The sequence below is a fragment of the uncultured Bacteroides sp. genome (assembly GCF_910585845.1).
Taxonomy (GTDB): Bacteria; Bacteroidota; Bacteroidia; order Bacteroidales; family Bacteroidaceae; genus Bacteroides.
Window position 1 is genome coordinate 1 of the sequence record NZ_CAJUHF010000074.1, and the last position, 11,333, is coordinate 11,333.

General features: G+C 43.0%; 11 protein-coding genes, 1 tRNA gene and 1 pseudogene. 11 read left to right on the plus strand and 2 right to left on the minus strand.

Annotation, left to right across the window (positions count from 1 at the left end):
- Positions 1-43 precede the first annotated feature (43 nt).
- Positions 44-117: transfer RNA gene (locus QZ323_RS13710), tRNA-Asp, on the minus strand.
- 331 nt (positions 118-448) lie between these two features.
- On the opposite strand from QZ323_RS13710, the gene purU reads away from it, so the two are divergent.
- The 9 genes from purU (at position 449) to QZ323_RS13755 (ending at position 8,125) form a co-directional block, all read left to right on the plus strand.
- Positions 449-1,306, plus strand: coding sequence for a formyltetrahydrofolate deformylase (gene purU, locus QZ323_RS13715; protein WP_294635267.1), 858 nt, complete (start codon positions 449-451; stop codon positions 1,304-1,306).
- 9 nt (positions 1,307-1,315) lie between these two features.
- On the plus strand, positions 1,316-1,906 hold the full coding sequence (gene hisH / locus QZ323_RS13720; protein WP_294635268.1) for an imidazole glycerol phosphate synthase subunit HisH: 591 nt from the start codon (positions 1,316-1,318) through the stop codon (positions 1,904-1,906).
- A gap of 3 nt (positions 1,907-1,909) precedes the next feature.
- Positions 1,910-2,641 (plus strand): 1-(5-phosphoribosyl)-5-[(5-phosphoribosylamino)methylideneamino]imidazole-4-carboxamide isomerase, encoded by a 732-nt coding sequence (gene hisA, locus QZ323_RS13725; RefSeq protein ID WP_294635269.1) that lies wholly within the window; start codon positions 1,910-1,912, stop codon positions 2,639-2,641.
- A gap of 9 nt (positions 2,642-2,650) precedes the next feature.
- Positions 2,651-3,409, plus strand: coding sequence for an imidazole glycerol phosphate synthase subunit HisF (gene hisF / locus QZ323_RS13730; protein WP_294635270.1), 759 nt, complete (start codon positions 2,651-2,653; stop codon positions 3,407-3,409).
- 67 nt (positions 3,410-3,476) lie between these two features.
- Entirely contained in the window at positions 3,477-4,088 is a 612-nt protein-coding gene (gene hisIE, locus QZ323_RS13735) for a bifunctional phosphoribosyl-AMP cyclohydrolase/phosphoribosyl-ATP diphosphatase HisIE (protein WP_294635276.1), read from the plus strand.
- Positions 4,089-4,123: 35 nt separating this feature from the next.
- On the plus strand, positions 4,124-4,846 hold the full coding sequence (locus tag QZ323_RS13740; RefSeq protein ID WP_294635271.1) for an ATP-binding cassette domain-containing protein: 723 nt from the start codon (positions 4,124-4,126) through the stop codon (positions 4,844-4,846).
- A gap of 22 nt (positions 4,847-4,868) precedes the next feature.
- Complete coding sequence (locus QZ323_RS13745) at positions 4,869-6,188, plus strand: aspartate kinase (protein WP_294635272.1); 1,320 nt, start codon at positions 4,869-4,871, stop codon at positions 6,186-6,188.
- A 152-nt stretch (positions 6,189-6,340) separates the two neighbouring features.
- Entirely contained in the window at positions 6,341-7,501 is a 1,161-nt protein-coding gene (lysA, locus tag QZ323_RS13750) for a diaminopimelate decarboxylase (protein ID WP_294635277.1), read from the plus strand.
- 144 nt (positions 7,502-7,645) lie between these two features.
- Positions 7,646-8,125 carry a ferritin gene (locus tag QZ323_RS13755; protein ID WP_294635273.1) on the plus strand — a complete coding sequence of 160 codons (480 nt, stop codon included), beginning with the start codon at positions 7,646-7,648 and terminating at the stop codon, positions 8,123-8,125.
- A 131-nt stretch (positions 8,126-8,256) separates the two neighbouring features.
- Here the strand turns inward: QZ323_RS13755 and kbl are convergent, their stop codons facing one another.
- On the minus strand, positions 8,257-9,444 hold the full coding sequence (gene kbl, locus QZ323_RS13760; RefSeq protein WP_294635274.1) for a glycine C-acetyltransferase: 1,188 nt from the start codon (positions 9,442-9,444) through the stop codon (positions 8,257-8,259).
- A gap of 153 nt (positions 9,445-9,597) precedes the next feature.
- On the opposite strand from kbl, the gene QZ323_RS13765 reads away from it, so the two are divergent.
- Together QZ323_RS13765 and QZ323_RS13770 are read left to right on the plus strand one after the other, a co-directional pair.
- A complete protein-coding gene (locus QZ323_RS13765; protein ID WP_294635275.1) occupies positions 9,598-10,554 on the plus strand; it encodes an NAD-dependent epimerase/dehydratase family protein in 957 nt (318 codons plus the stop codon).
- A 20-nt stretch (positions 10,555-10,574) separates the two neighbouring features.
- Positions 10,575-11,279: pseudogene (locus QZ323_RS13770) on the plus strand (DUF4348 domain-containing protein); the annotation flags it as partial.
- Positions 11,280-11,333: the final 54 nt, after the last annotated feature.

Sequence of the window (11,333 nt, forward strand, 5' to 3'; positions counted from 1 at the left end):
TGGGGTGTTAATCTTGTAAACTATTGGTAGTCAATGTTTGTTGCGGTGCGTACGGGACTCGAACCCGTGACCCCATGCGTGACAGGCATGTATTCTAACCAACTGAACTAACGCACCATCATTTCATTTTATCGTTGCTTTCTCTCTCGATTGCGGTTGCAAAGGTAGGCATTATTTTGAAATCTGCAATAGATATAGAGAACTTTTTTTGCTTAAAATTATCACTTTTTCTTTTAGTAGCTCATTATTAGAATGTTATAATGATGAAAAAAGTTGGAGAACTTAAGAACGTTTTTTGGATGGATACTTGTATCGGTTTTATAGCGGGAACGAAAGAATCTATAGTAGATTTTAAACTTCTTGCTCGAAAACTTCGTTGTTTTGCAATAAATAGTTATTTTTGCCAACCCAAAATGAGAAAGTTGTAATTTCAAACGATAGTGTAGATATGATGAAAACTGCGAAACTGTTGCTTCATTGTCCGGACAAACCGGGAATATTGGCAGAGGTGACAGACTTTATAACAGTAAACAAAGGAAATATTGTTTATTTGGACCAATATGTCGATCATGTAGAGAATATCTTCTTCATGCGTATTGAATGGGAATTGAAAGGTTTCCTGATACCGCAAGAGAAGATTGAAGATTATTTTAAAACGTTGTATGCGCAGAAGTATGAGATGTCTTTCCGTCTTTACTTCTCGGATGTAAAACCGCGTATGGCTATCTTTGTCTCAAAGATGTCGCATTGCTTGTTCGATTTGCTGGCACGATATACTGCGGGCGAATGGAATGTGGAGATACCTCTTATTATAAGCAATCATCCCGATCTGCAACATGTGGCGGAACGTTTCGGCATACCTTTTTACCTGTTCCCTATCACCAAAGAAACAAAAGCTGAGCAAGAGCAGAAAGAAATGGAACTGTTGGCAAAATATAATGTGAACTTCATTGTACTGGCGCGTTACATGCAGGTCATTTCGGAACAGATGATTAATGCATACCCCAATCGGATTATCAATATTCATCACTCATTTTTGCCCGCGTTTGTAGGAGCCAAGCCCTATCATGCTGCGTTCGAACGTGGAGTGAAGATTATTGGCGCTACCAGCCATTATGTGACAACGGAACTAGATGCTGGTCCAATCATTGAGCAGGATGTTGTCCGCATCACCCATAAGGATTCGGTGGAGGATCTTGTCAATAAAGGTAAGGACTTGGAGAAAATAGTCCTTTCGCGTGCGGTGCAGAAGCATATCGAACGTAAGGTTCTGGCATATAAGAATAAGACAGTGATATTCAGCTAATAGAGACTCATGAAGGTTGCAGTTATAAAATATAATGCAGGCAATATCTGTTCGGTGGATCATGCCTTGAAACGTTTGGGCGTGGAGGTGACCATTACGGCCGATAAGGAGGTGTTGCGTGCGGCAGATAAAATTATTTTCCCTGGCGTAGGTGAAGCAGAGACGACGATGAAGTTCTTGCGTGCCAGCGGTATGGATACTTTGATAAAGGAATTACGGCAACCCTTGCTGGGCATTTGCCTGGGTATGCAGTTGATGTGTCGCCATTCGGAAGAAGGCGACACTGATTGTCTGGGGATTTTTGATGCGGAGGTGAAGCGTTTCATTTCGCAAAAACATGAAGATAAAGTGCCTCACATGGGATGGAATACGATTGCTGAGACGAAAAGCGCTTTGTTCGACGGTTTTACAAAAGAGGAATTTGTTTATTTTGTGCATAGTTTCTATGTGCCGGTCAACGAATGTACTGCGGCTGTGACGGACTATATCCATCCTTTCAGTGCGGCATTGCATAAAGATAATTACTACGCCACTCAGTTTCATCCGGAAAAAAGTGGTAGCGTAGGAGAACGTATTTTGCATAATTTTTTAAAGTTGTAACCCATGATAGAGCTGATTCCCGCAATAGATATCATTGATGGAAAATGCGTACGCCTTTCCCAGGGAGATTATGGCAGTAAGAAGGTGTATAATGAGAATCCGGTGGAAGTTGCCAAGGAGATGGAAGCGCACGGTGTCCGTCGTTTGCATGTGGTGGATCTGGATGGAGCGGCTTCGCATCACATTGTCAACTATCAGGTATTGAACCGGATAACTTCCCAAACCTCTTTGGCTGTAGATTTCGGCGGAGGAGTAAAGAGTGATGAAGACTTGAAGATAGCTTTCGAAAACGGGGCGCAGATGGTTACGGGAGGTAGTATTGCCGTGAAGGACCCTGAGCTGTTTACCCGTTGGCTGAATGTTTATGGCAATGGGAAGATCATTCTCGGTGCAGATGTAAAAGACCGCAAGATAGCTGTGAACGGATGGAAAGATGAAAGCACTTGCGAATTGTTCTCTTTCCTGAAGGGATATGTGGAGGCTGGGATCAGTAAGGTGATCTGTACTGATATCAGTTGTGACGGCATGTTGCAAGGACCGTCCATCGCGTTGTACCAGGAAATGCTGGAACAACATCCCGGACTTTATCTGATAGCCAGTGGCGGTGTAAGTGGCATGGCGGATATCCATAAATTGGTTGATGCGGGTGTGCCTGCTGTAATTTTTGGTAAGGCACTGTATGAGGGGCGCGTCACGATGAAAGAAATCGAAAGATTTATAATTTGTAATTCATAAATTAGTAAGGTGTTAGCAAAAAGAATAATTCCCTGTCTTGATATAAAAGACGGACAGACTGTGAAAGGTACCAACTTCGTGAACCTGCGTCATGCGGGCGATCCGGTTGAGTTGGCGCGTGCCTATAGCGAACAAGGGGCAGACGAACTGGTGTTTCTGGACATTACGGCCAGCTTTGAAGGTCGTAAGACGTTTGCCGAATTGGTAAAACGCATTGCAGCCAATATCAGCATCCCGTTTACGGTTGGAGGGGGTATCAATGAATTGGGCGATGTGGACCGTTTGCTGAATGCCGGTGCAGACAAGATTTCCATCAACTCTTCCGCCATCCGTAATCCCGGACTGATAGACGAAATAGCTAAAAACTTCGGGTCTCAGGTTTGTGTGGTGGCTGTAGACGCCAGGCAGAATAGCGACGGTTGGCGATGCTACCTGAATGGTGGTCGTGTGGAGACGGACAAAGAGTTGTTTTCATGGACCAAAGAGGCACAGGAACGTGGTGCGGGAGAGATACTTTTCACAAGCATGAACCATGATGGTGTAAAGACCGGATATGCCAATGAGGCACTTGCCAAGATGTCTGATCTTCTTTCGGTTCCGGTCATAGCCTCTGGTGGAGCCGGGCAAAAAGAGCACTTCAGCGATGTGTTTTTGCAGGGAAAAGCAGATGCTGCATTGGCTGCCAGTGTTTTTCATTTCGGAGAAATTAAAATTCCCGATTTAAAATCGTATCTTTGTGCCCGAGGAATACCGATGCGGATGATATGAAAGTGATGAATATGGCCATACCGTGCTGTGTGGTGTTTTACGATTAATAATATAATAACTATCTACTATCTATATGGATTTTGATAAAATGGACGGGCTTGTTCCGGCAATCATACAGGATGCGGATACTGCTAAGGTGTTGATGTTGGGCTTCATGAATAAGGAGGCTTATGACAAAACGGTGGAAACCGGTAAAGTAACCTTTTTCAGCCGTACCCGGAACCGTCTTTGGACGAAAGGTGAGGAGAGTGGCAATTTTCTGCATGTGGTTTCCATGAAGGAGGATTGTGATAAGGATACATTGCTGATTCAGGTGCATCCCGCAGGACCTGTTTGCCATACTGGCACAGACACATGTTGGGGTGAGAAGAATGAGCAGCCTGTTATGTTCCTGAAGCATCTTCAGGATTTTATCACCAAACGTCATGAAGAGATGCCCGAAGGTTCTTATACGACCAGCCTTTTTGAGTCTGGTGTGAATAAGATGGCGCAGAAAGTAGGTGAGGAAGCTGTGGAAACAGTGATCGAAGCATGCAATGGTACCGATGAACGGCTGATTTACGAAGGGGCTGATTTAATCTATCACCTTATCGTATTGCTTACGTCCAAAGGATACAGCATTGAAGATTTGGCACGTGAGTTGCAGGTGCGCCACAGTGGTTCGTGGAAGAAACATTGATTGAAAACTTAACATAGGAAACTGGATAATTGAAAATGCTCGAACCGCTGATACAATATAAAGATGTGGAAGTATGCCAGCAAGATTTGTGTGTGTTGGAACAGGTGAATCTTGAGTTGCGGAAAGGAGAATTTGTCTATCTGATTGGCAAGGTAGGTTCAGGAAAAACCAGCCTGTTGAAAACCTTCTATGGCGAATTGGATGTGATCTCCGGCGAAGCGATGGTGTTAGGATATGATATGAAACGTATCAAGCGTAAACACATTCCGCAACTGCGCCGGAAATTGGGTATCGTGTTTCAGGATTTCCAATTGCTGACCGACCGTACGGTGAATGATAATCTTGCCTTTGTCCTAAGAGCTACCGGCTGGAAGAACAAGATGGAGATAACAGACCGCATCAACGAAGTGTTGGCATTAGTGGGTATGGGCAATAAAGGATATAAATTTCCTAATGAACTCTCGGGAGGGGAACAGCAGCGTGTCGTCATTGCGCGTGCCATGCTTAATTCTCCTGAAATTATGCTGGCAGACGAACCGACCGGAAATCTGGATGCTGAGACTGGACGTGACATTGTAGAATTGTTGCATAATATCAGCCGTGCAGGATCTTTGGTTGTAATGACTACGCACAACTTACGATTGCTGCATGAGTTTCCGGGGCAAGTCTATCGTTGTGCGGATCATCGGATAATGGATGTGACATCCGAATATTCGGGAACTGCATCCGTTGCAGAAGAAACAAATAATAATATATAATCATTTAATATTAGGAACGAAGATGAAAGTTTTAAAGTTTGGAGGTACTTCTGTAGGTTCCGCATCACGGATGAAGGAAGTAGCCAAATTGATTACCGATGGCGAGCGGAAGATCGTTGTTCTTTCGGCTATGTCAGGTACGACTAATACATTAGTGGAAATTTCGGACTATCTCTACAAGAAAAATCCGGAGGGAGCCAATGAGATTATCAATACGCTGGAGGCCAAATACAGACAGCATGTCAATGAGTTGTATTCTACTCCTGAGTACAAACAGAAAGGTCTGGAACTGATAAAATCTCATTTTGACTACATTCGTTCGTACACAAAAGATCTCTTTACTCTGTTTGAAGAAAAAGTAGTTTTGGCGCAAGGTGAGCTGATCTCCACTGCGATGATGAACTTCTATTTGCAGGAATGCGGCGTGAAATCCATTTTGCTTCCGGCACTGGAATATATGCGTACTGATAAAAATGCGGAACCCGATCCTGTTTATATCAAGGATAAACTTCATGTGCAACTGGAGTTGTATCCGGAAGCTGAAATCTATATCACTCAGGGATATATATGCCGTAACGCTTATGGGGAAATCGACAACTTGCAACGTGGCGGAAGCGATTACACTGCTTCTCTGATTGGTGCCGCCATCAACGCTTCTGAAATTCAGATATGGACAGACATTGACGGCATGCATAACAATGACCCGCGTATTGTAGACAAAACCGCCCCTGTGCGTCATCTTCATTTTGAAGAGGCAGCCGAGTTGGCTTACTTTGGTGCGAAGATTCTTCATCCTACCTGCATACAGCCAGCCAAGTACGCCCATATTCCGGTACGCCTGCTGAACACAATGGAACCGACCGCTCCCGGTACTTTGATTTCCAACGATACTGAAAAAGGCAAAATAAAGGCAGTTGCCGCAAAAGATAATATTACGGCCATCAAGATAAAATCCAGCCGTATGTTGCTTGCGCATGGTTTCCTGCGTAAAGTGTTTGAGATCTTCGAAAGCTATCAGACTTCCATTGATATGATTTGTACTTCTGAGGTAGGAGTATCTGTGTCTATTGATAATACAAAACATCTCAATGAAATCTTGGATGATTTGAAGAAGTACGGTACGGTGACTGTAGACAAAAACATGTGCATTGTCTGCGTAGTGGGCGACTTGGAATGGGAAAATGTCGGATTTGAGGCTAAGGCATTGGATGCCATGCGCGACATTCCGGTACGAATGATTTCTTTTGGAGGTAGCAATTATAACATTTCCTTCCTTATTCGGGAGTGTGACAAGAAGCAGGCCTTGCAGTCGCTTAGCGATGTATTGTTTAACAAAGAATAAATAGAAGATTACCCCAATACTATATGAGCGCTTTTATCGGAAAACAGTAAAGGCGCTCTTTTTTAGAGCCTGAATGAAATATGCTTTGAAGAAAATATAGCGAGCAGGCTCTCAGCTAAACAAAGAAATATATTATATCTCAGATGGAAAATATGAAAGGAATATTCCCCGTAGAAAAATTTCGTGAATTGCGTACACCGTTTTATTATTACGATACGAAAGTGTTGCGTGACACTCTTGCTTGTGTACGTACGGAAGCTGGTAAGTATGGCAATTTTGATGTGCATTATGCAGTGAAGTCGAATGCCAATCCTAAAGTGCTTTCTATTATTCGTGAGAATGGATTGGGTGCCGATTGTGTGAGTGGCGGTGAAGTGCGTGCGGCTATCAAGGCCGGTTTCCCGGCAAATAAGATTGTATTTGCCGGCGTGGGCAAGGCTGACTGGGAAATTAATCTCGGATTAGATTATGGGATTTTTTGTTTCAATGTAGAATCAATTCCTGAACTGGAAGTCATCAATGAATTGGCTGAGGCTAAAGGTAAAGTGGCAAATGTGGCTTTTCGCATCAATCCCAATGTGGGTGCTCATACCCATGCCAATATCACTACCGGCCTGGCAGAGAATAAATTTGGAATCAGCATGCAGGATATGGAGCATGTGATAGATGTGGCACTGGAGATGAAGAATGTGAAGTTTATCGGTCTGCATTTTCATATCGGATCTCAGATTCTGGATATGGGTGATTTTGTCGCTCTTTGTAACCGGATTAATGAATTGCAGGATAAATTGGAAGCGCATCGTATCCGTGTTGAGCATATCAATGTCGGTGGGGGATTAGGAATTGATTATAAACACCCTAACCGTCAGGCAATACCTGATTTTAAGAGCTATTTCTCTACTTATGCCGAGCATTTAAAACTGCGTTCCTGGCAAACCCTGCATTTTGAATTGGGACGTGCCATAACCGGACAGTGCGGCTCGTTGATTTCCCGTGTGCTTTATGTGAAGCAGGGAGTGAATAAGAAATTTGCTATTCTTGATGCCGGAATGACTGATCTTATTCGTCCTGCACTGTATCAGGCTTATCATAAAATAGAAAATATCACTTCGGAAGATGCTATTGAAACTTATGATGTCGTAGGGCCGGTTTGTGAATCTTCAGACGTTTTCGGTAAGGCGATAGACCTGAATAAGGTGAAGCGTGGGGACTTGCTGGCATTGCGTTCTGCCGGTGCTTATGGTGAGATTATGGCTTCCGGTTATAATTGCCGTGAACTACCGAAAGGATATATTTCGGAAGAACTGGTATAATGGATATGGATTTTAATGCCACTGTTCAAGTAGGGGAAACATGAGGTAATCCGGATTTTTATATAAAAAATGTTATTATATGAACAACCTGCATGTATCATTGTTATTTTTGTAATGATTTCAAATTAATTAAAAAGTATAATTATGATTACTGAAAAATTACAGAATGCTATTAATGAGCAGATCACAGCTGAAATGTGGTCGGCTAATCTTTATTTGGCAATGTCTTTCTATATGGAGAAAGAAGGTTATTGTGGTATGGCCCATTGGTTGAAGAAGCAATGGAACGAGGAAAATGAACATGCTTGCGCATTGGCTGATTACGTGATTAAGCGTGGTGGTAAAGCCAAGATTGACAAGGTGGATGTTGTTCCTAATGATTTTGGTACTCCATTGGAAGTGTTTGAACAAGTTTATAAACACGAGTGTCGTGTATCTGAAATGATAGACAAGTTGGTTGATGTGGCTGCTGCTGAAAAGGATAAAGCAACTCAGGATTTCTTGTGGGGTTTTGTTCGTGAGCAAGTAGAAGAAGAAGCTACAGCTGCCGGTATTGTTGACAAGATTAAGAAAGCCGGTGCTTCTGGTATATTCTTTGTGGATGCCAAGTTGGGCGAACGATAAATATTCATAATCTGTCTTTCTGAGTTTTGTTGAGGAAGGAACTGTCTTGCTTCTTATGATATGAGGCAGAGAACAGATGCTCAGACAAAATCCGGAAAGACAGATTATATAGTCATTACTTCTTCACGTATTTATTTTAATACTCCCAGTTCTTTCCCTACCTTAATAAACGCTTCAATGCATTTGTCCAGATGTTCCTTTTCGTGTCCGGCTGAGATTTGCACACGGATACGTGCCTGGTCTTTCGGAACTACAGGATAATAGAATCCGGTTACATAAATACCCTCTTCTTGCATACGTGCCGCATACACTTGAGACAGTTTGGCATCGTACAGCATTACGGCGCAAATGGCACTTTGGGTCGGTTTGATATCAAATCCGGCTGCAGTCATCTTATCACGGAAATAATTAACATTATCTACTAACTTATCGTGCAGTTCATTGCTTTCTTGCAGCATTTTGAACACTTCGATTCCTGCGCCTATTACGGCTGGAGCTACGGAGTTGGAGAACAGATACGGACGGCTGCGCTGGCGTAACAGGTCGATAATTTCTTTGGGACCTGTGGTAAATCCACCCATTGCACCACCAAAAGCTTTACCCAATGTTCCGGTATAAATGTCGACACGTCCGTAAGTCTGGTATAATTCACTTACTCCATGTCCTGTAGGTCCTACTACACCTGCGGAGTGTGATTCATCCACCATTACCAGAGCATCATATTTTTCTGCCAGATCACAAATTTTATCCATGGGTGCTACATTGCCGTCCATAGAGAACACACCATCGGTGACTATGATACGGAAACGTTGTGCCTGAGCTTCTTGCAGGCATTTCTCCAGTTCCTCCATGTTTGCATTGGCATAGCGATAACGTTTGGCTTTGCACAGGCGTACACCATCGATGATGGAAGCATGGTTCAGGGCATCGGAAATGATGGCATCTTCATCTGTGAGGAGAGGTTCGAATACGCCTCCGTTGGCATCGAAGCAAGCAGCATAGAGTATTGTATCTTCTGTTTTGAAATAGTTGGAGATAGCAGCTTCCAATTCTTTATGTATATCTTGTGTGCCACAGATGAAACGGACAGAAGACATTCCATAACCACGGTGATCCATCATTTTTTGGGCGGCAGCAATCAGTCGCGGATGATTGGACAGGCCAAGGTAATTGTTGGCACAGAAGTTTAAAACTTCTTTTCCCTTTACTGAGATGACGGCTTGTTGTGCACTCTCTATCAGGCGTTCTTCTTTATAAAGACCGGCCTGCTTGATTTCAGCAAGTGTGTTGCTGAGGTGTTCTTTTATTTTCCCGTACATAATTTTGTAATTTAAAAAATGTCATATTAATACTATACGATACAAAGGACATGATTTTTCTTCAAATAAACAATAGCAATATGATAGAAAAATGAAAAAAAAGTATGTATATTTGCGCGTCTCTAACGGATAGGGATCTTATAAATAAGGCGTATGAAGAATATATTGGTAATTGGAGCAACCGGACAAATTGGTTCGGAGCTGACATTAGAGTTGCGTAAACGCTATGGTGATGACCATGTTATAGCTGGATACATTCCGAGTGCTATGCCCAAAGGGGAACTGAAAGCAACGGGACCATCGGCAATTGCCGATGTTACAGACCGTCAGTCTATTGAAGTTGTGGCACGACAGTTTAAGATTGATACGATTTACAATCTGGCCGCTTTGCTGTCGGTAGTTGCTGAAAGTCGTCCGGCTATGGCTTGGAAGATTGGTATTGATGGCTTGTGGAATGTATTGGAGGTCGCTCGTGAATATGGTTGTGCTGTATTTACTCCGAGTTCTATTGGCTCATTTGGAGAAGCCACTCCGCATGTGCAAACACCACAGGATACGATTCAGCGCCCTCGAACCATGTATGGTGTGACGAAGGTGACCACTGAATTGCTGAGTGATTATTATTATACGAAGTATGGAGTAGATACCCGTTCGGTGCGTTTTCCGGGGATTATTTCGAATGTAACGCCTCCGGGAGGTGGAACAACTGATTATGCTGTGGATATATACTATTCGGCGGTGAAGGGAGAAAAATTCGTTTGTCCTCTGAAACCGGGCACTTATATGGATATGATGTATATGCCCGATGCGCTCAATGCCGCTATCTCATTGATGGAAGCAGCACCGGCACGTTTGAAGCATCGGAACGCTTTCAATATTGCTTCTATGAGTTTTGACCCAGAACAGATTTATCAGGAAATTAAGAAGCACAAGCCCGATTTTGAAATGGTGTACGAAATTGATCCATTGAAGCAGTCTATTGCTGACAGTTGGCCGGATAGCTTGGATGATTCATGTGCCCGTGAAGAATGGGATTGGAAGCCACAATATAATTTGGAGACTATGACAGTGGATATGCTTGAGAAGTTGAAAGCTAAACTGAATAAGTGATCTTTCTGGTTCAGTAGAGGATGAGGAAAATAGGAGCAGGGGTGTGCCTTTTTGTTTTTCTTCTGTCTTGTGGAAATAGAAACACAAAGGTAGACCCCTTTATGACGATCAGCGATATGGTGGATTCAGTTTCGTGCAAAGCTGATACGGTGATGCAGGTAGAGGCCGATGACGAACCGGAACCGATAGAGGCAGATGAGTTATTTGATGATTTCATTTATGCTTATGCTTCAGACAGTATTTTTCAACAGCAGCGGACAAAGTTTCCGTTGTCTTATCACAATGCTGATACTTTATTAAAAATTAAGAAAGCAGAGTGGGTGCATGATTGTTTGTTTACCCGGCAAAGTTACTATACGCTGCTTTTTGATCATGAAGAGGAGTTGGATTTAGTGGGTGACACAGCGCTTGCCTCTGTGCAGGTGGAGTGGATCTTTCTGAAGGATCGCATGGTACGGAAGTATTATTTTGAGCGAATCAAAGGGGCATGGATGCTGGAGGCCATCAATCAGAGACAGATAGAACAGGGAAAAAGTGAAGACTTTGTGACTTTCTATTCACGTTTTGTGACTGATAGTATTTATCAGAGCCGTCATATCCGCGAACCTCTGATGTATGTGACTATTGATCCGGATGATGAATTCTCTATTTTGGAAACTACTCTTGATCTGAACCAGTGGTATGCTTTCCGACCCGTATTGCCCACTGATAAATTGTCTAATATTAAGAGCCTGTTTAAAAATGACTGAAATCTTTTTCTAAAGAGGTTTCCGTATCCG

Coding starts and splice junctions, on each gene's coding strand:
- QZ323_RS13740 (WP_294635271.1), top strand. CDS start 4,124: ATGCTCGAACCGCTGATACAATATAAAGATGTGGAAGTATGCCAGCAA.
- kbl (WP_294635274.1), bottom strand. CDS start 9,444: ATGTACGGGAAAATAAAAGAACACCTCAGCAACACACTTGCTGAAATC.
- QZ323_RS13755 (WP_294635273.1), top strand. CDS start 7,646: ATGATTACTGAAAAATTACAGAATGCTATTAATGAGCAGATCACAGCT.
- QZ323_RS13745 (WP_294635272.1), top strand. CDS start 4,869: ATGAAAGTTTTAAAGTTTGGAGGTACTTCTGTAGGTTCCGCATCACGG.
- hisH (WP_294635268.1), top strand. CDS start 1,316: ATGAAGGTTGCAGTTATAAAATATAATGCAGGCAATATCTGTTCGGTG.
- lysA (WP_294635277.1), top strand. CDS start 6,341: ATGAAAGGAATATTCCCCGTAGAAAAATTTCGTGAATTGCGTACACCG.
- hisA (WP_294635269.1), top strand. CDS start 1,910: ATGATAGAGCTGATTCCCGCAATAGATATCATTGATGGAAAATGCGTA.
- purU (WP_294635267.1), top strand. CDS start 449: ATGATGAAAACTGCGAAACTGTTGCTTCATTGTCCGGACAAACCGGGA.
- QZ323_RS13765 (WP_294635275.1), top strand. CDS start 9,598: ATGAAGAATATATTGGTAATTGGAGCAACCGGACAAATTGGTTCGGAG.